At 62.5% G+C, this 17,664-nt stretch carries 18 protein-coding genes; 12 read left to right on the top strand and 6 right to left on the bottom strand.

The window, feature by feature from the left end; all coding sequences use genetic code 11:
- Nucleotides 1–64 precede the first annotated feature (64 nt).
- Together upp and P1T08_01095 are read right to left on the bottom strand one after the other, a co-directional pair.
- Complete coding sequence (gene upp, locus P1T08_01100) at nucleotides 65–685, bottom strand: uracil phosphoribosyltransferase (GenBank protein MDF1594681.1); 621 nt, start codon at nucleotides 683–685, stop codon at nucleotides 65–67.
- Between the two features lie 204 nt (nucleotides 686–889).
- Nucleotides 890–2,161 (bottom strand): DUF222 domain-containing protein, encoded by a 1,272-nt coding sequence (locus P1T08_01095; GenBank protein ID MDF1594680.1) that lies wholly within the window; start codon nucleotides 2,159–2,161, stop codon nucleotides 890–892.
- 128 nt (nucleotides 2,162–2,289) lie between these two features.
- On the opposite strand from P1T08_01095, the gene P1T08_01090 reads away from it, so the two are divergent.
- Complete coding sequence (locus tag P1T08_01090; GenBank protein MDF1594679.1) at nucleotides 2,290–2,577, top strand: hypothetical protein; 288 nt, start codon at nucleotides 2,290–2,292, stop codon at nucleotides 2,575–2,577.
- 38 nt (nucleotides 2,578–2,615) lie between these two features.
- On the opposite strand, the gene ppc is transcribed toward P1T08_01090, so the two are convergent.
- Nucleotides 2,616–5,354, bottom strand: a complete 2,739-nt coding sequence (ppc, locus tag P1T08_01085; GenBank protein ID MDF1594678.1) for a phosphoenolpyruvate carboxylase — start codon at nucleotides 5,352–5,354, stop codon at nucleotides 2,616–2,618.
- 53 nt (nucleotides 5,355–5,407) lie between these two features.
- Between ppc and ffh the strand changes: the two genes are divergently transcribed.
- Genes ffh through rimM form a run of 4 tightly spaced genes read left to right on the top strand, consistent with a single transcriptional unit; the run spans nucleotide 5,408 to nucleotide 7,994 of the window.
- Complete coding sequence (gene ffh, locus P1T08_01080; protein ID MDF1594677.1) at nucleotides 5,408–6,754, top strand: signal recognition particle protein; 1,347 nt, start codon at nucleotides 5,408–5,410, stop codon at nucleotides 6,752–6,754.
- 4 nt (nucleotides 6,755–6,758) lie between these two features.
- Nucleotides 6,759–7,268, top strand: a complete 510-nt coding sequence (rpsP, locus tag P1T08_01075; GenBank protein ID MDF1594676.1) for a 30S ribosomal protein S16 — start codon at nucleotides 6,759–6,761, stop codon at nucleotides 7,266–7,268.
- Nucleotides 7,265–7,516, top strand: a complete 252-nt coding sequence (locus P1T08_01070; GenBank protein ID MDF1594675.1) for a KH domain-containing protein — start codon at nucleotides 7,265–7,267, stop codon at nucleotides 7,514–7,516. Before rpsP ends, P1T08_01070 begins: the two co-directional genes overlap by 4 nt.
- The gene (gene rimM, locus P1T08_01065) at nucleotides 7,443–7,994 is read left to right on the top strand and encodes a ribosome maturation factor RimM (GenBank protein MDF1594674.1); all 552 of its coding nucleotides are present in this window, start codon (nucleotides 7,443–7,445) and stop codon (nucleotides 7,992–7,994) included. Before P1T08_01070 ends, rimM begins: the two co-directional genes overlap by 74 nt.
- A gap of 24 nt (nucleotides 7,995–8,018) precedes the next feature.
- Here rimM and P1T08_01060 read toward each other — a convergent pair whose 3' ends face one another.
- Entirely contained in the window at nucleotides 8,019–8,879 is an 861-nt protein-coding gene (locus tag P1T08_01060; GenBank protein ID MDF1594673.1) for a Gmad2 immunoglobulin-like domain-containing protein, read from the bottom strand.
- Between the two features lie 83 nt (nucleotides 8,880–8,962).
- Between P1T08_01060 and cofG the strand changes: the two genes are divergently transcribed.
- Nucleotides 8,963–10,099 (top strand): 7,8-didemethyl-8-hydroxy-5-deazariboflavin synthase CofG, encoded by a 1,137-nt coding sequence (cofG, locus tag P1T08_01055; GenBank protein MDF1594672.1) that lies wholly within the window; start codon nucleotides 8,963–8,965, stop codon nucleotides 10,097–10,099.
- Nucleotides 10,096–11,949, top strand: coding sequence for a 5-amino-6-(D-ribitylamino)uracil--L-tyrosine 4-hydroxyphenyl transferase CofH (cofH, locus tag P1T08_01050; protein ID MDF1594671.1), 1,854 nt, complete (start codon nucleotides 10,096–10,098; stop codon nucleotides 11,947–11,949). The genes cofG and cofH overlap by 4 nt, the downstream gene beginning before the upstream one ends.
- A 126-nt stretch (nucleotides 11,950–12,075) precedes the next feature.
- Here cofH and P1T08_01045 read toward each other — a convergent pair whose 3' ends face one another.
- Nucleotides 12,076–12,348 carry a hypothetical protein gene (locus tag P1T08_01045; protein ID MDF1594670.1) on the bottom strand — a complete coding sequence of 91 codons (273 nt, stop codon included), beginning with the start codon at nucleotides 12,346–12,348 and terminating at the stop codon, nucleotides 12,076–12,078.
- A 72-nt stretch (nucleotides 12,349–12,420) separates the two neighbouring features.
- On the opposite strand from P1T08_01045, the gene P1T08_01040 reads away from it, so the two are divergent.
- The 5 genes from P1T08_01040 to P1T08_01020 all read left to right on the top strand — a co-directional run bounded on the left by P1T08_01040 (nucleotide 12,421) and on the right by P1T08_01020 (nucleotide 15,795).
- Entirely contained in the window at nucleotides 12,421–13,551 is a 1,131-nt protein-coding gene (locus P1T08_01040) for a hypothetical protein (protein MDF1594669.1), read from the top strand.
- A complete protein-coding gene (locus tag P1T08_01035) occupies nucleotides 13,548–14,183 on the top strand; it encodes a response regulator transcription factor (protein ID MDF1594668.1) in 636 nt (211 codons plus the stop codon). The genes P1T08_01040 and P1T08_01035 overlap by 4 nt, the downstream gene beginning before the upstream one ends.
- Nucleotides 14,184–14,393: 210 nt before the next feature.
- Nucleotides 14,394–14,843 carry a hypothetical protein gene (locus P1T08_01030; GenBank protein ID MDF1594667.1) on the top strand — a complete coding sequence of 150 codons (450 nt, stop codon included), beginning with the start codon at nucleotides 14,394–14,396 and terminating at the stop codon, nucleotides 14,841–14,843.
- Nucleotides 14,840–15,610, top strand: a complete 771-nt coding sequence (locus P1T08_01025; GenBank protein ID MDF1594666.1) for a DUF4097 family beta strand repeat-containing protein — start codon at nucleotides 14,840–14,842, stop codon at nucleotides 15,608–15,610. The genes P1T08_01030 and P1T08_01025 overlap by 4 nt, the downstream gene beginning before the upstream one ends.
- A complete protein-coding gene (locus P1T08_01020) occupies nucleotides 15,607–15,795 on the top strand; it encodes a hypothetical protein (GenBank protein ID MDF1594665.1) in 189 nt (62 codons plus the stop codon). Before P1T08_01025 ends, P1T08_01020 begins: the two co-directional genes overlap by 4 nt.
- 16 nt (nucleotides 15,796–15,811) lie before the next feature.
- Here P1T08_01020 and P1T08_01015 read toward each other — a convergent pair whose 3' ends face one another.
- Nucleotides 15,812–17,602 carry a heavy metal-binding domain-containing protein gene (locus tag P1T08_01015; GenBank protein ID MDF1594664.1) on the bottom strand — a complete coding sequence of 597 codons (1,791 nt, stop codon included), beginning with the start codon at nucleotides 17,600–17,602 and terminating at the stop codon, nucleotides 15,812–15,814.
- Nucleotides 17,603–17,664: the final 62 nt, after the last annotated feature.

The following is a 17,664-nucleotide window of genomic DNA, read 5'->3' as shown; positions in this document are numbered from 1 at the left end:
AGTCACCAAATCCGCGACGGACCACTAGGTGTGTTTCAAGCTCACCGACGTTCGATCAAGTCGGCTAGAGCGTTCCGAACAGGCGGTCGCCCATATCGCCGAGACCCGGTTGGATGTAGTACTTGTCGTTGAGGTCCCGGTCCAGACCGGCGGTGACCACCCGAACATCGGGATGGTCCTTTTCCATCCGCGCGACGCCCTGTGGGGCGGCGACGACACAAAGTGCGAGAATCTCGTGGGCCCCGTTCGCCTTCACCTTCTCGACCGCCCAAGACAGCGAACCTCCGGTTGCCAGCATCGGCTCGAGGATGATGACGCGGGCGTCGTTCAGATTTGGGAACTTGGTGTAGTACTCCTGGGGCAGTGCGGTCTCTTCGTCACGCTGGACGCCGGCATATCCGACCGTGACATCCGGCAGTAGATCGATGACGGCATCGAGCAAGCCGAGTCCGGCGCGCAGAACTGCCACGGCGACCAGATTCCTTCCGATCTTGAAGCCCGTCGTGCGCTCGAGCGGTGTACTGATCGGCACTTCCGCCAAATCGAGATCCGACGTTGCCTCCATCAGCAGCGTGTAGGCGAGCCGCCGGGTGGTCTCCCGGAACTTCTCGGGTGGCGTGGTCTCATCACGAAGGGTCGAGAGGTAGTGGCGGGTGAGTGGATGATCGACGACCGTGAGGCTCATGCTCGGCTCCTGTGGATGTGGTGCCTGCAATCTACCGCGCAAGACCAAGGGATTCTGATTGGCAGCGAGACGGTGGTCGCCTAGGTCCCGGACGCAGTGTTGCATGGGCAGCGGTCGGTATCTGGCAATTGGCAATTGGCAATTGGCCCCTGGCTAGCAGGTTGGCTGGTGGGAACAGTCGATACCCCGTCCAACGGCCAGCCTTCACGGTGATCTGCCGCTGGTGGTGTATCGGTGTCCGAGCCTGCTGGTCCAGAGCCAATCTCCGCCGGGGAGCGGCTGGTAGGTCCAGCCGTGGCGGTGACGGATACGTATGTGGTCCTGCCGGCATCCAGGGGCAAGGTCGGTGGTGCGGGTGGTGTGGCTGTGAGCCCATGGAATGCGGTGGTCCAGGTCGCAGTTTGTGGCGGGCATGCGACATCCTGGAAACACACAAGTTTGATGATTTGCAATGACGTGCCGTTGTTGGGTGGCTGTTGGTCGCCGTCGGGTGATGCCATGTGTGACGGGCATCCCGGTGTGGGGGTCGGTCACCACGAATCGCCATTGAGTGCCCGCGGTTTGTTGTTCGGTGATTTGGCGGGAGATATCCGCGATCACAGGGCCGTATCCGGCCAGTTCACCCGGTGCTTCCGACAGGCGGGCCAGTGTTTCAAGGTCGACACGTAGCTCTATTCCACGGGTGTTGTTGCGACGTCGGTGGTGACCTTCGAGGAGGTCGAGGTAGACGTCGGCCCTCAGTTGATCCATGCTGCGCGATTCGCCGTTCCGTCTGAGGCTCGTAGCCAGTTCGTTGATGTGAGTGGTGATGGCTGCCACCCGATCCGGAGGCAGATCGAAGCCCGATAGGTGGGCTGCGCCGTCTTCCGACAATTCGGCCACGATTCGTCGTTCGTCTATTGCATGCTCGAACCGGGTCTTGGCATCGGCAGGATCAACCTCGATACAAAGTCGGGCGAGGGCGGCTTTGAGTTGGCCGGTGGTCAACTGTGGGGCACGCTCCAAGATCTGTGTTACGACCCGACGGGCTGTGTGGGTGTCGAGGTGGGCGGTGCCACGCAGGATGGTGCGTGCCCGTCGCACATCCACAATGCCTGCTTCAAACGCTTCATACAGGTGTGGGAGCCGTTCCCGCAGATCCAAAGCCACACCCAGTTCGGTGTCGGCTGTTCGGCGGGTCAAACGTAGTGCGGCGCGAATCTCGGCTGCTGCACCATCCCATATCGCTTCAGGATCATCAGGACCGTCGAGATCCTCGATAGCGTCTGATACGGCTGCCATATCTCCATACAACTGAGCCTGATAATGCGACACCAGCCTCTGACGGGCTCGCAACACCACTATCCGATCAAAGCCCGACAGCTGAGACACGTCGATCGAGGACAGGAAGGCTGCCAGAACCGGGCCTGGTTCTATCTGGTCTAGGCCATGTGGAACTACTTCAACTTCGGCTCTCTGTTCCAATCTTTCGAACATATGTTCGATCTTACCAAACTGCCAGGACAGAAACGAGAGACCGTGGAAGCCAAGAGTGGCGGTTCTCAGGGGGCCGGTTCAACTTGCCGACGATATAGGCTCAGTGTCTTGACGCGGAGGAAGTGAGCTTGGACAACTTCAGAGGTATCCGATTCGCTGTGTCGGCAGTCATCGGACTCGTCACTCTCCTGGCCGCCATGACGTATGGCTGCAATGCCGTTGACGGAGTGGGAATCTGGGAACGATGCACATCGTTTCTCGGCAATCCGATACCAGAACTCCACCCCCTGGCGTCGTTGGGCATTGCCATTGCGGTCGGTGCCCTTGCATGGTGGGTGCTCGGCTTCACGCCCCTGAATCCAGGAGGGTCGGGTAGAGGCACATCCGGGCGCAGCCCGCACGATTCCGGGCAATAGGACCAGCCCATCTGCGTGGTTGACGCCTCCTCGGTTTGCTAGCCCGTGTTGCGCAGTCCCGTCGCGATTCCGTTGACGGAGAGCAGCAGCGCCCGCTGCAATGCAGGATCGGGCTCTTCGGTCCGACGCGACCGGGCCAGCAGGGACATCTGGAGGTAGTGCAGCGGATCGAGATAGCGGTCCCGGACTTCCAGGGTGCGCTGGAGCAATGGGGATCCGTCGAGGATGTGCTCCTCACCGGTGATCCTCAATACCTCGGCCACAGTGCGTTCATACTCGGAACGGATCCGGTCGAACAGCGGATGGAGTCGTGTGTCTACCAGTAGTTCCACATACCGCTGAGCGATGCCCAGGTCGGTCTTTGTCAGAGTCATCTCCACGTTGGAGATGAAGGTCCGGAAGAACGACCAGCCCCGGTACATCTCATCGACGATCTCACCGAGACCGTTCTCCCTGGCGGCCGCCAGCCCCGAACCAACCCCGAACCAGCCGGGCACGATTTGGCGAGTCTGAGTCCATCCGAACACCCACGGGATCGCCCGCAGATCGGTGAGACCTCCAAGGCCTCCGGGCCGCCGCGACGGCCGGCTGCCGATGTTCATGGCGCCGAGTTCCTCGACCGGTGTGGAGCTGAGGAAGTACTCGACGAGGCCGGGATCATCGACTAGTGACCGGTAGGCGGTGAAGGCATACTCGGAGACCTGGTCCATCGTCTGATCCCAACCGGCGAGGACCGCTTCGGATTGGCGGGGCTCCCTATGCAGGACGGAGGCCTCGAGTACCGCAGCGAGGGTGAGCTCGAGATTGCGCCGGGCGAGAACGGGTAGGCCGTACTTGTCCGAGATGACCTCTCCCTGTTCGGTGATCTTGACCGCCCCGTCGAGGGTCCCGAACGGCTGGGCCATGATCGCTTCGTGCGTGGGACCTCCACCCCGGCCGATCGTGCCGCCCCGACCATGGAAGAGCCGGAGCACGACACCGTGTCGATGGGCTACGTCACGCAGGTTCCGTTGCGCCTTGTAGATCTCCCACTGCGACGTCGTGATCCCACCGTGTTTGTTCGAGTCGGAATACCCGAGCATGACCTCCTGGAGATCGCCCCGCAGTCGTACCAACTCCCGATAGGAGGGGCTGATGAGAAGATCGTCGAGTATCTGTCCCGCCTGTCGTAGCTCATCAGTCGTCTCCAGGAGAGGAACAAACCCGACTCGAGCAACCTGACTTGGTACGTCAACGAGTCCTGCTTCACGTCCGAGGACGGCAGCAGCCAGCACGTCCGACGCGTCGCGCGTCATCGAGATGATGTAGCTCTCGATGACGCCTTCTCCGAACCGATCCAGAGACCGGCGGATGGTGGCGAAGGTTTCGAGCGTCGCAGCCGCCTCCGGGTCGAATCTGGTGGCCGGTGCCGACAGGGGTCGAGTGCCGGCCAGCTCGGCATCGAGAAGGGAAAGACGAGCGAGTCGATCGAGGTTCAGGTAGTCGACTCCGATCCCCGAGAACAATGCACTGAGCGCTTGTTCGTGTCTCTCTGAATGCTCGCGAACGTCCATCGTCGCCAGATGGAATCCAAATGCCGACACGTTTCTCATGAGCCTGGTCACGATTCCGCCGGCGAGCAGTTCTCCCTGGTTCTCCAGCAGTGACCGTCGCATGATCTCGAGATCGCCGAGCAGTTCGTCGGCGTCGGCATAGTCCTGCCCGGCCACGTGGCGGCTGTTCTCTTCAACACGACGGCGCGTATTGTGCAGGCGCTGATGGATGAAGGCGCACTTCAGGCGGTAGGGCTCCTCGGCGTTCATGGCTCCGAACCGCCGGTGAACGTCTGGCAGCAAGCCGGCATCCCTCTGAAGTGAGACGTTCATCGCTGACGAAATGGAGCGGATGCGTGTCGACGTGCTGATGTCTTCAGCGACTTCCTCGACCGCGCCGATCAGATGGCGCAGGGCGTGCTCGTGCTGCATCTCCAGCACTGCCGTCGTGACGGCCGGTGAGACATTGGGATTACCGTCCCGGTCGCCGCCAACCCAGGTTCCGAAACGAAGGGGGTGGGCTGTAGTCGGGAGGTCGACTCCGAGCCGCAAGAGCTGAACCGAGATCTCGTCGAGTAGATCCGGCACGACTTGATCGAAAAGCTGATCGAAGTAGAAGATCACCGAGCGGGCTTCGTCGAGGGGCTCCGGTCGCTGACGGCGAAGTTCGTCGGTCTGCCAGAGGAGGTCGATGAGTTCCCTGGTTCGGCGGTCGATCCGCCGCAGATCTCCGGCGCCCGAGCGCGGGTCCAATCGTTCTTCGAGAAGCCCGGCGAGATCTCCCAGCTTCGTCAGGATGGAGCGACGGGCAGCCTCCGTGGGATGGGCGGTGAAGACGGGGCGGAGTTCGAGGCGATCGACCAGCGTGGCCAGGCCGGCGATGGTGCCGGGCGATGCCTCGAGCGCGTCGACCGCGGCTTCGAACCACTCGCGTTCACGGTCGGTTCTGTCGGTGAGCTGGTCGACTCGATGCGTTTGTTCCGCGACATTGGCCAGGTGGAAATAGGCGGTGAACGCTCGAACGAGACGGATGGTCGTTGTCGTATCGAGTTCGTCCAGCATTGCCGCGAGCCGTCCGCCGCCCGACGTGGAGCCCGGGTTTCTCGCCTCTTTGGTGAGGGAGCGAACTTCCTCGACGAGCTCGAGCAGCGCTGGACCGTGCTGTCGGATCAGCGCGTCGCCGAGTTCGTTTCCGAGTCGGCGTATGTCGGCCCGAAGGGCCGCGTCTCTTGATCCCTGGTCCATGCGGGCAGGGTACTCGCGGCCGTCCACTCGCGACTCCCTACAATGTTCTCTCCATGTTCGAATCTCTGTCCGACCGGTTCAGCGGCATCTTCACGAAACTGCGCAGCAAGGGTCGCCTCAATGAGGCCGATGTCGACTCGGCGCTGCGTGAGGTGCGGCTGGCCCTCCTAGAGGCCGACGTCAACGTTTCCGTGGCCAAGAGTCTGCAAGCAAGGATCAAAGAGCGGGCCCTCGGCGTTGAGATCTCAAAGAGTCTGACCCCGGGGCAACAGGTCATCAAGATCGTCCATGAAGAGCTCATCACAACGCTCGGATCCGACGTTGCCCGCCTCAACTCATCATCGACTCCGCCGCTGACGATTCTCATGGTGGGCCTGCAGGGATCCGGGAAGACGACCTCTGCCGGGAAGCTCGCTCTGCACCTCCGCAAGCAGGGCAAACGCCCGATGCTCGTAGCTGCCGACCTCCAAAGGCCCGCCGCCATCGACCAACTCGAAACGCTCGGCCGCCAGATCGACGTTCCCGTGTACGCCGAGCGTGCCTCCAAGCCCGAACGGCTGGTCAAAGCAGCCTTGAAAGAGGCAAAACGGCTCGGGAATGACGTGGTGATCATCGATACAGCCGGTCGTCTCCAGATCGACAAGGATTTGATGAACGAGCTTGCCGGTGTGCGCAAGGCTTCCAACCCAAGCGAGGTGTTGCTGGTCGTTGACGCCATGACCGGCCAGGACGCCGTCAACGTTGCCAAGGGGTTTCTCGAGTACACCGACGTGACCGGCATCGTCCTCTCCAAGCTCGATGGCGACGCACGGGGCGGAGCAGCCATCTCGGTACGCGAGGTCACGGATCGTCCCATCAAGTTTGCCGGGCTCGGTGAGAGCCTCCATGAGTTCGAGCCGTTCTACCCGGACCGGATGGCATCCCGGATTCTCGGGATGGGTGATGTGCTCACGCTCATCGAAAAGGCAGAAACCGCCTGGGATGAGCAGGAAGCTCAGGCCATGGCCGACAAGCTGCGGACTGCTTCGTTCACCCTCGAGGATTTCCTCAGCCAATTCCAACAACTGAAGAAGATGGGGCCTCTCGACGGGTTGCTTGCTATGATCCCGGGCGCCTCGTCGGCGCTTAGGGATGTCCAGGTTTCCGACAAGGACCTGGGTCGAGTCGAAGCAATCATCCGTTCGATGACACCCAAAGAGCGGCAGAACCCGAAAAACATCGACGGGAGCCGCAAACGACGAATCGCGGCAGGATCGGGCACCACCCCTCAGGAAGTGAACGGTTTGCTGAAGCAGTTCGCCGAAACACAGAAGATGATGAAGATGATGGCCGGCGGCCGAGGCATTCCGGGAATGCCGGGTCTTGGAGGGCTGATGCCGGGACGAAAAGGGAAGAGGTGACGAGATGGCGGTGAAGATCCGCCTTCAGCGGTTCGGGAAAAAGAAGCAGCCTGTCTACAGGGTCGTCGTCATGGACGGCCGCAAGCCGCGTGACGGGCGCTACATCGAGGCCATCGGCCGCTACGAACCGCGTCAAGATCCGTCGTTGATCGAGATCGACAACGATCGGGCGCTCGACTGGCTGATGAAGGGCGCACAGCCGACTGAGACAGCACAGAAACTGCTCGAAGTGTCGGGCGCCTGGTCACGTTTCAAAGTGGCGAAGGGTGAGATCTACACGGTCGGCGCCAAAGCCGCACCGACAGTCGAAGAAGCCGATGCCGATGCCGACGTGACCGAAGCAGATGCGTCCGAAACGGATGCGTCCGAAACGGATGCGTCCGAAACGGACGTCGCCGAAGTAGTGGCTGATGCCGTTGCCGATGAAACCATCGAACCTGCCGTCGACGAATCCGCTGAGGCAGAGCAAGCACCGGCGGAACCCGATGCTGAAACCGGGAAGGACTCCGAGTGAGCAAGGGAGAAATCGTTGAGCGGGTCGTCCGCTATGTCGTGTCCGAGATCGTGGACGATGCCGAACAAGTAGAGGTCACTGTCATCGAAGATGGGCCGGAAGAGGTCACTCTCGAAGTGCGCACTGCCAAGTCGGACATGGGTCGCGTTATCGGCCGCCGTGGTCGGGTAGCTCGTGCCATCCGCACACTTGCGCAGGCGGCCGCAGACGAAGAGGGCCTGCGCGCCGGCGTTGAATTCGTCGACTGATTCTGTCATCGGCCGCATCGGCCGGGCTCACGGCATCAGGGGAGAGGTCTCGGTGCATGTGCTCGGCGACGCGCGCCATTTCGAACCGGGTTCCGGCATGTACGCCGGCAATCGACAACTGGTCGTTGCTCACGCACGGCCACACAAGAATACGTTGCTGATCGGCTTCGAAGGCGTGGTCACTCGCAACGATGCCGAAGACCTGCGCGGCCTCGAACTGGTGGTTCCATTCGATGGGCGTCCCGAGCTGGAGGACGGTGAGTTCTGGCCGGATGATCTCATCGGCCTTGCCGTTCACGGCGATGATGGGCTGTTGGGCGAGGTCGTCGGTGTTGTTGGAGGGGAAGCCCAGGACAGGCTCATCGTCAGGACACCGACCGGCGGGACATTTGAAGTTCCATTTGTGGACGAACTGGTTCCCGAGGTGGTGCCCGACGAAGGCTTCATCCGCATCAGACCCATCGATGGTCTCATCTGAGAGCCCGGCGTCGGGCCCGCCGAGCTACTCGTCTATCGCCACTGCCAATCGCACGCCTTGTTCCGACCCGTCCCTCGCCGAGTCCTCTCCGATGAAAAGCTCGAGTTCGCCGGTGAGCTGAGGCGGTAGCGCCAGCTCGAACCGGCCCCATGTCTCCAGGTAGTCGGTGGACGTCGTGAACTCCTCAGCGACGATTTCTCCTGCCTGCCGGGCACGCAGAATCACATTCGCTTCGAAGGTTCGTCCGTACCCTTCGATGGTGACTGGTGCGGCGAGAGGATCGGGCAGCGGCATGACGACGACGAAGTCGGACCGTTCGGGAGTTCGGACGGCGGAACCGCCAGGTGCCAGGTCGACGACGAGGCGAGCCGGATTGGAGATTTCCGAGAACCGTGCGACTGCAGCATCGGTGAGATGAATGTCGACAAAGAGGGAATCGTCGAAATCGCGAACGACGTAGACCCGGTCGGCGAGGGTGCCGCCGAGCACGATGTCCGAAAGACTGGTGTCGGTGACAGTCGGATCCAGGTGTACTCGCACCACACCGAACGGCCGGATGAACTCGGCGCTCGTGGTACCGACGGACGTCGCCGGCGCTCCCGAGGCGGCAGCCAGTTCCACGATCAACTGCTCGCACCCTTGGTAGGGGGTGAGCGTGAGCCCGGTCACGGTTGCGGCATCCGCTGCATCCCGGGCTCGCGATCCCAAGGGGCCATCGCCGATGAAGCCGCCTGCTCCCTCCAGACATGGAGTGCTGTTCGCCGTTGTGGTCGTTGGCCCGGCCTGGACCGTGGTGACCGGTGCCGTCGAAGGTGCAGCCGTTGTCGCGCCTCCGCAAGCGGTGGTGACGATCGAGATCAGAAGCGCGAGTTGTCGAAGACGCATTGAGGTGAGGGTAGCCGCCGCCCGAGCACGGTCGGAGGCGACGAGGCGCCCATTGCTGAATCTGCCCGCTAGCGTTGCGCTTCATGCCTCATCCTCCTTTCGATCCGGAGCTCGCCACTGGCTATCTCGACGGATCCGTTGACGCTGCGCCCTTGTACATCGAAGCCGCCCGGCTCCGAGACGAAGGGCATGGCCAGACCATCACCTACAGCCGCAAGGTATTCATACCCTTGACGACGCTGTGCAGGGATCGCTGCACCTACTGCACGTTTGCCAAACCACCAGGAGCCGGCGGCGAGTATCTCGAACCGGACGAAGTGCTGGCAGTGGCGATGGCCGGCGAACGACACGGTTGCACAGAAGCGTTGTTCACCCTCGGCGACCGACCGGAGGGCCGCTGGAATCAGGCCCGGCAGTTTCTCGATGGGCGCGGGCTCGATTCGACACTTGACTACGTGCGCGAGATGACCGAACTCGTTGCGTCCGACACGGCATTGTTCCCTCATGCCAACCCGGGCCTCATGGATGAAGCTGCGATCCGCAAGCTTCGTCCATCCAACCCTTCGATGGGTCTCATGCTCGAGAACATCTCGTCCCGGCTATTGGAGCCGGGCATGCCGCACTTCGACTGCCCGGACAAGGATCCGGCCCGGCGAGTGGCGACGATCGAATCAGCCGGTATGGCCAGGGTTCCTTTCACGTCGGGAATTCTGGTGGGAATCGGTGAGACGAATCGCGAAATCGTCGACTCGCTCGTCGCTCTCGATCATCTGCACCGGCGATTCGGTCACATTCAAGAGATCATCGTCCAAAACTTTCGGGCGAAGGCAGACACCCGCATGAAGGGCAGCCCGGAGCCTGTTCCCGCCTACTTCGCCAGGGTGGTCGCCGTCACCCGTTGGTTGTTTGGTCCGGAAATGAATGTGCAAGTACCCCCGAATCTGACGGAGAACTACGAAACGTATCTGGCTGCCGGAATCAACGACTGGGGTGGTGTTTCGCCGTTGACGATCGACTGGGTCAATCCCGAACAACCGTGGCCGCACCTCGCAGAGTTGAGGCGTCGCACGGAGAGAGCAGGGTTCGAGCTCAGTCCCCGGCTACCGGTCTATCCGGAGTTCATCGACGATGAGTGGCTCGATCCTGCCATGCTGGCCAAGGTTGCTAATGCGTCCGACGAGGCAGGCTACGCGGCGATTCACGAGGGAGTCGGGTCATGACCATCTCATTCTGTCGGGTTCGCCCTGCCGAGTCGGTCTCCGGTTTGTTTGCCGGCACCCGGCGGCGCGAAGGCACCACAACACTGGAAATCAAGGCTATCCGCGATGATGATCGGGCGGCCTGCCTCGAAGGAGGAATCCTTCCCGTCGAGGCCGGAGGGACCGACGGAGCCCCGGCCGCTTGGATCGCCACACCCGGTCAGGCGATTCGCCTGGCGGAACTCGGGGTAGCCGGGTGGCGCATCACGGTTCTCGACGAAGGATCTCGATCCGAGGTGCTCGACGGTCTCGCCAGGAGCCGAGCGGCGTTTCTGAGGACCGCGCGTTCGGCGGTTCGTGCCGCCGCCTCCCTGACCGGGTTGCCGGGAATCGAGGCTGCGGTCTCTGTGTTTGTCGACAGCGTCGAGGAAGCAGTCAAAGCGATCGCCGACGGCGCCACCGATCTCCTCTTGCGGGACTGGGGTGCGGAGCGGATCGGTGAGCTACGAGATGCTGTGGGAGAAGTCATCGAGCGCGGGGCCTTCCCGATCGACACCGAACTCGAGGGGGCACGCACGCAACTGCCGGAAGAGGTATTGACTGCCTGGCTGAACCAGGTCGACGGGCGGGGTGCCATCCGGCCGCGTTACTCCTGGTCACCCGGGAAGGGCGAAGGTGTACCGTCGCCCGACAACCGGTTCTCCGCGCAGTGGCCGGACGCCGCCTGGGTCGGTTCGGCTGCGGCGGAGGGATTGGAGGATGCCGGTCCTTTGCGGCCGATCCTCGAACGGTCGCTCGAGGGTAGCGCTCCCTCGCGCGACGAAATCGAGTTGCTGTTTCGGGCCAGGAGCGGTCAGGTTGATGCCGTCGCCGGCGTGGCCGACGCGCTTCGTAGCCGGGCGGTGGGCGACACCGTGACTTATGTCGTCAATCGCAACATCAACTACACGAATCTCTGCTACTTCCGTTGCGGTTTTTGTGCTTTCTCGAAAGGTCCGCGCAGCTTGAGCCTGCGCGGCGATCCGTACCTGATGTCGGTGGAGCAGATTGTTCACCTCGCCGAGTTGGCGACGGAGCGCGGAGCTACCGAGGTGACACTACAGGGCGGGATTCACCCGGACTACACCGGCGATTTCTACGTCGAGGTGGTGGAAGCCATCAAAGCGCGGATGCCGGCCATGCATATCCACGGTTTCACGCCGCTCGAGGTCTGGCAGGGAGCAGAGACGCTCGGAGTCGACCTGAGGGACTATCTGGTGCGACTGCGCGAAGCCGGGCTCGGGACGCTGCCCGGCACGGCGGCAGAGATCCTCGACGACCGCGTGCGAGAGCATCTCTGCCCGGACAAGATCCGGACAGCCGAATGGGCAGAAGTGATGCTGACCGCCCACGAGATCGGTCTGCGCTCGACGGCGACGGTCATGTTCGGGCACATCGACGGTCCGGACTCCTGGGCCAACCACTACGAGGTGATCCGGGAGATCCAGCGTAGGACGGGTGGGTTCACCGAGTTCGTGCCGCTGCCGTTCGTGCATATGGGGTCGCCGATCTGGTTGCGCGGCCGCGCTCGGCCGGGACCAACGTGGGACGAGGTGGTCCTGATTCATTCGGTGGCGCGGATCGCCTTCGATGGGCTGATCCCCAACATCCAGGCGTCGTGGGTCAAGCTCGGGACCGACGGAGTCGGCCGGTTGCTGAACGCCGGGGCCAACGACGCCGGTGGAACGCTGATGGGGGAGATCATCACCCGATCGGCCGGGGCCTCGCATGGTGAGGAGATGACGACCGGTGAGTTCGAGACGATGATTCGAGCGGCCGGTCGTTCACCACAGCAGCGGACGACGCTGTATGAGGTCGTAGAACGAGCCTGACCCGGGTTTTCTCGGCAATGCTGTTACCTGTTTTCGCACCACAGCATTGCGGAGAAAGCTCCGCGGGTTTTCTCGGCAATGCTGTGTACTGTTTTTGCACCACGGCATTGCGGAGAACACAGTAGGTCAGGCGGTCCAGCCCAGCACCAGATCGCCGAAGGTGAGGAACACGAACCAGAACGCCACCATCAACAGCGGTAGACCCATCGTGATCCTCGGTCCCTGCCGCCACCGTCGTATTCCCCACACGGTCAAGCCCAACCAGGTGGCTGCCAGTACTGCAACTCCCCAGGGCGGGGCGATCAGCCCGCTGAACGCGACGAAGAAACCCATAACGAGGTGAATGCCCGCTCCGACGACGGCGAAGATGATGGCAGCGGGGGATAGTCGCTCGGTCATCGGCACAACGCTAGTCAATACCCGCTCCGTCAAGGCGCGTCCGCGCTCGGGGCGGCGGTTAGCCTGCGCCGCATGAGCGACACCGCCGGCACTCCTGAGATCGAGCGTGTGCTCGGACGCGTGGTGGTCGGCTATCGGATCGTCGGAGCGGCATGGCTCGCCGTTCTCGGAGTCATCACACTGGCGGGTTCGGCTCGACCGGACAGACCGAGCGTTGTTGTTGCCACGATGCTGGGAGTTGGGGCATGGGCTCTCCTCACCGGATGGTTGCACGGGAGCCGCCCCGGCGTATTGCGAAGTTGGTGGTGGCTGGTCGCCGACGTGGGCGTTACGGTCTGGTCGCTCTTCAGCAGTGACGTGGCCGGCATGACGGCGACCTTCTACGGCGGCTACCCGATGTCATCCGTGTTCATGGGCGTCTATACCTTCGCCGTCGCCGGGGGACTGGCAACTGCGACAGCCCTGTCGGCGGCCACCATTCTCAGGCTCATCCAGTCAACCGGGTCGGATCCCACAAATGATTCGGCCGCCGTGCTCATCTACCTGTTTGGTGGAGTCCTGGCCGGCTGGGCGGTCGGGGTGATTCGACGAAGCGATCGGCTGCGGAGGGACGCCGAGGATGCCCTCGTCGAAGAGCGCGCCTCGCGAGCACGCGCCGAGGAGCGAGCCGATATGGCCGCCCATCTGCACGACTCGGTCCTTCAGACATTGGCGATGATCCAGCGCACAGACAAGCCCGAACAGACTGCTGCGCTGGCCCGCCGGCAGGAGCGGGAGCTGCGTGCCTGGCTGTTCGGCGACGGTGCCAGGCCAGATGACAGCTTCTCGGCCGCAGTGCGCACGATGACGGCGGAAGTTGAGGAGTTGTTCCGCGTTCTCATTCAGACGGTCGTGGTCGGAGACGCCGCTCTGAGTCCCAGCCTCGAGGCGCTCGTGAAAGCCGGCCGCGAGGCGAGCATCAACGCGGCACGACATGCCGGTGTCGAAGAGTTCTCTGTCTATGCGGAGGTCTGCGACGGTTTTGCCAGCATCTTCGTTCGGGACCGGGGAACGGGATTCGATCCGGAGACTGTTCCGAAAGACCGCAAGGGCATCGTCGAGTCGATCGTGCGTCGGATGGAAAGGCACGGCGGCACCGCCCAAATCCGCTCGAGTCCGGGTGCCGGCACCGAAGTGGTTCTCGAACAGGAGGTTCCAGTATGACGGTGCGGGTGTTCATCGTGGACGATCATGATCTCTTCAGGTCGGGTGTTCGCGCCGAGATCGGCGAAGGCATCGAGATAGTCGGGGAGGCCTCCGAAGTCGCGCCGGCGATAGAGTTGATCGGCGAACGCCTTCCGGACGTTGTGCTCCTGGACGTACACATGCCGGCCGGCGGGGGGAGAGCCGTGATCGAGGCGATCGCCCCGAACCACCCCGAAGTTGCTTTCCTCGCCTTGTCCGCCTCGGACGCGGCGGAGGATGTCGTTGCGGTGGTCAGGGCAGGCGCACGAGGCTACGTCACCAAGACCATCTCCCCATCCGAGTTGTCGGAGGCGATCCGGCGGGTGGCGGCAGGGGATGCCGTCTTCTCGCCCATGCTGGCGGGGTTTGTGCTGGACGCCTTCAGCTCGATCCCCATCGCTGACATCGATCCCGATCTCGACCAGTTGACCCCCCGCGAACGCGAGGTGCTCCAGCACATCGCACGCGGCTACACCTATCGGGAAATCGGAGAGCAGCTCTTCATCTCGGTGAAGACCGTGGAAACACACGTCTCATCCGTTCTTCGCAAACTGCAGCTAACCAATCGGCACGAGCTGAGTCGTTGGGCGCAAGACCGGAAGCTCATCTAGGCGCCTCGGAAGGTGAAAAGCATTTCGCGTCGACCTCTTGACAGCGTGACATTATTATGACATCATAGTGCTGTCACCCCGAAGAGAGGACCGAGAGATGTTGACCACACCAATCATGGGAATGGAATATCACCGCATTCACAGTGGAGAGCTCATGCGCAGTTTTCGCCCGTCGCAGCGCCGCTGGGAGCATCGTGAGAAGGGGAAGAAGTGAACATCACGGCAGCCGTTGCCGCGCTGGAGCAGGCGGTCGCACAGCAGGTCGCGATTGGAGGTGGTGATCCAACCGTCGAGGCCGCCGCCATGGCCGTGCTGGTTGCCATCGAGCCATCGATGAAGCAACTCGCCATCGACCTAGCCGAGCAGGCAGCACATGAAGTTGGCGCGCAACTGCCCGACTACGAGGTCGAGGTTGTGCTCGTCGATGGTGACCCCGCACTGCGCGTTCGAGCCGTCGACGGTGACGGTGGAGAGATGACCCCCGGGGACTATGAAGCCCGTCTGACATTGCGGCTCCCGGAGCTTCTCAAAGATCTGGTCGAAGAGAACGCCGGCCAGTCCGGCGACTCGGTCAACACCTGGGTCGTCAAGGCCTTGTCGTCTAAGGCACGAAAGCGGACCGAGCGCGGTGGGAAAGTCACAGGGAGCTTCGAGTTATGAGCGAACGGCGCGAGTTTTTCCAGGTCGGGGGGCGTCCCCGCATCGAAGTACGTATCAGCTCAGGCCGAATCATGATCGAAGGGCACGACGAAGGTGGCGTCGAGGTGAGAGTCGACGGTAAAAACGCCGACGGCTTCACGGTTGAGCAATACGGTGACGGAATATCCGTTCGCCAGTCGTCCGAGCGAGGTTTGTTCGGCGGTTCGCATCGTGTTTCGCTGCGGGTGCCGGCGGACGCGGAAGTCGATACGTCGGTCGCGTCTGCCGATGTAGACGTGATGTGTCCCATCGGCGATTTGCGAGTTTCGGCAGCATCCGGCGATGTGAAGGCCAGAAGCATCGAACGCGACTTCACTTTGAAGACTGCCTCTGGTGATGTCGACGTCGATCACGTGGGCGGCAGGGTGCAGATAACTACCGCTTCAGGGGATATCGGAATTCACAGCGTCGGGCGTCACTGCACGATCTCGACAGCCTCAGGTGATATCGAGATCGGGAAGGTCTCGGGGGATGTGAGGCTCAAGACCGCGTCCGGTGACGTCGACATCGCCCGGTTCCTCGGTGGAGAGATCGACTGCAAGACGGTGTCGGGCGACCTGACTCTCGGTGTTCCTGCCGGTCGCAAAGTCGAGGTGGATCTGCAGACGATGACCGGATCAGTGCACTTGCCGCAAGATCGGCGCGAGTCGGTGGATGGCGAGGGAGGGGAATCGGTGTCGATTCGCTTTCGATCGGTGTCCGGTGACGTGCGGTTGGACCGAGCATGATCACCTGGCCGTTGCGCTTCGTCGGAGGTCTGGTCGGCGTCGCCTTCCGGTTGGCCCTGGCGATGATCGCAGTGGCGCTGATGGCGCTCGGTGTATTGATCAGCCTGTCGGTTTTCGGCGCCGTCGTCGGGATCCCGATGTTCTTCGTCGGTCTGTTCGTGCTGTGGAAGTCCGTGGTGGGCTGACGCCCGGATCTGCCGGCTAGTCCTGGGCTTTCAGTGTTACCGCCGTGCCGGTTGCGGTGAGCACCGTCGAACCTCCCAGTGAAGCCATTGTGGTCGAGACTCCAACGATCGCGTGTGCGCCGCGCGCCATGGCTTCGTCGACGAGTGCGCGTATTGTCGCCGTTCGTCCTGAGGGCATCTCGACTTCGATAGGACCGGACCCGAGCACAACGTCGGCCGCCACGACACCCAGGTAGGTGTCGATCTGCCACTCCGACAGGATTGGACTGGTGGTGACGATCGGTCGCCAGGTGCTGCGGCCCTGTTCGTCTTCGACCCATCCCTGAGCCGACTCCTGCCAGCGCGATCCCCATTCGATCGGAGCCGTTTCGCTCACGACAGATTGTGCGGTCGATTCGGCGAACGGCTCCTCCGGAGACGGTATGGCGGGTGATTCGAGGGCCGGTGCGGCTGCGGCAAACGGTTTGATTGCCGGTTCTTCGACTGCAGCAGGCTCCGACGTGGCGAGCACATCGGCTTCAGTCGAGTCGAAATCGACGCGGTCCGCTTCCAGTACGAGTTCATCCGGTTCGGCTTCAGCAATGTCGGTGAGAGCCTCGATCTCGTCCTCGACGAGATCGACGGCGTCAAGGTCTTCGACATCCTCAGGGGCGGATTTCGGGAGGTCTTTGCCGAATGTGACGCCGAAGACGGGCGCATCCGGCTCCGATGGTTCGTCGGCGTATTCGAAGACGGCCCATTCCGAATCGGTGGTTACCGCCTCGCCCGCCTCGCCCACCGCGTCGGCAAGTTGGTCGGTGCTCGAAGGGTCTTTCTCAATGCCGACTCCGCTGGTCTCGACAACCTCGTCAATGGGGGCCTCCTCGGGTGTCACGGCAGGTGCGGCCGGCTCGATCTCAGTCAGGGCCTCCAGTTCGCGATAGACGCTCGGGGTGTCGGCGGGGTCGATGGTGATATCCGGGACCACGTCGTCGAGCGGTATCTCTTCATCGCTACCGGGGTCGGAAACGGCCAGCTCGGCGACCAGCGATTCGAGATCGGCCTCGGCCGTCTGTGTCTCGTCGATCGCCGTCTCGTTTTCGGCGCTCTCGTCGAAATCAGGCACCTCAATGCTCTGGGCCGCATCATCGACAAATGAGATTTCCGCGAACGCGGCGGCGGCTTCATCGAGCGCGGCGGCGGCTTCCAGGTCAACGGACTCCTCGCTGAAGGCCGGCTGCGTGAAGTCGGCAAGCCGGCTTGCTTCATCCGGGTCAACGGCAGGTGGCTGGGAGACCATCCAGGGTGGGGGTTCTGAGGGAAGATCGGCGTCCGTTGCACCGATACCGACGATTGAACCGACCGCGGGAGCCGATAGGTCCGGAGGTTCTACCTCGACTTCCGCGAGTTCGAGTGCCGCCACATCGATGCTGCCGTCGGAATCGCTCTCCTCGCCGGCGGTGTCTTCCAGGCTTTGTGGCTCTTCCTCCTCCTCAGCGGGCTCCACAGAGTGGGGAACGGGGGTTCCTCCGAAGAGTCCTGAGGCGGCCAGAACTTGAGAGAGTGGACCGCGCGATTCCGGCGGAGACGGCGCGGGTGAAGGAGCGTCTGGTTCTACCGCCTCTTCTCCGTCCGATGACCCGGCCGGCTCGAACTCAACATCAAAGATCGGCGAGGCAGGAGCGTTTGAAGGCTCGTCTGGTGCCGCAACGGCTTCCGGCGCGAGGAGGTCGGCATCTTCTTTCGCGTCGTCTGAATCGGTAACGGGGATCGATGATTCTTCAGGCAAACCCCAGGGGTCTGCACCTGAGTCTGTTGTGTCGGACACGGTCTTGTCCCTCCGGGCGGCTGGTCTGCGAGCTTACCGCATCTGCTCATTCGTACTAGCTT

The sequence above is a fragment of the Acidimicrobiia bacterium genome, from assembly GCA_029210695.1.
Lineage (GTDB): Bacteria > Actinomycetota > Acidimicrobiia > Spongiisociales > JAHEDJ01 > JAHEDJ01.
This window is presented reverse-complemented; position numbering and strand designations above follow the sequence as displayed.

What these genes read in the sequence shown, in the direction of transcription:
- upp (MDF1594681.1), bottom strand. Translation starts at nt 685, where the DNA reads ATGAGCCTCACGGTCGTCGATCATCCACTCACCCGCCACTACCTCTCG.
- P1T08_01095 (MDF1594680.1), bottom strand. Translation starts at nt 2,161, where the DNA reads ATGTTCGAAAGATTGGAACAGAGAGCCGAAGTTGAAGTAGTTCCACAT.
- ppc (MDF1594678.1), bottom strand. Translation starts at nt 5,354, where the DNA reads ATGGACCAGGGATCAAGAGACGCGGCCCTTCGGGCCGACATACGCCGA.
- ffh (MDF1594677.1), top strand. Translation starts at nt 5,408, where the DNA reads ATGTTCGAATCTCTGTCCGACCGGTTCAGCGGCATCTTCACGAAACTG.
- rpsP (MDF1594676.1), top strand. Translation starts at nt 6,759, where the DNA reads ATGGCGGTGAAGATCCGCCTTCAGCGGTTCGGGAAAAAGAAGCAGCCT.
- P1T08_01060 (MDF1594673.1), bottom strand. Translation starts at nt 8,879, where the DNA reads ATGCGTCTTCGACAACTCGCGCTTCTGATCTCGATCGTCACCACCGCT.
- cofG (MDF1594672.1), top strand. Translation starts at nt 8,963, where the DNA reads ATGCCTCATCCTCCTTTCGATCCGGAGCTCGCCACTGGCTATCTCGAC.
- cofH (MDF1594671.1), top strand. Translation starts at nt 10,096, where the DNA reads ATGACCATCTCATTCTGTCGGGTTCGCCCTGCCGAGTCGGTCTCCGGT.
- P1T08_01045 (MDF1594670.1), bottom strand. Translation starts at nt 12,348, where the DNA reads ATGACCGAGCGACTATCCCCCGCTGCCATCATCTTCGCCGTCGTCGGA.
- P1T08_01040 (MDF1594669.1), top strand. Translation starts at nt 12,421, where the DNA reads ATGAGCGACACCGCCGGCACTCCTGAGATCGAGCGTGTGCTCGGACGC.
- P1T08_01035 (MDF1594668.1), top strand. Translation starts at nt 13,548, where the DNA reads ATGACGGTGCGGGTGTTCATCGTGGACGATCATGATCTCTTCAGGTCG.
- P1T08_01025 (MDF1594666.1), top strand. Translation starts at nt 14,840, where the DNA reads ATGAGCGAACGGCGCGAGTTTTTCCAGGTCGGGGGGCGTCCCCGCATC.
- P1T08_01020 (MDF1594665.1), top strand. Translation starts at nt 15,607, where the DNA reads ATGATCACCTGGCCGTTGCGCTTCGTCGGAGGTCTGGTCGGCGTCGCC.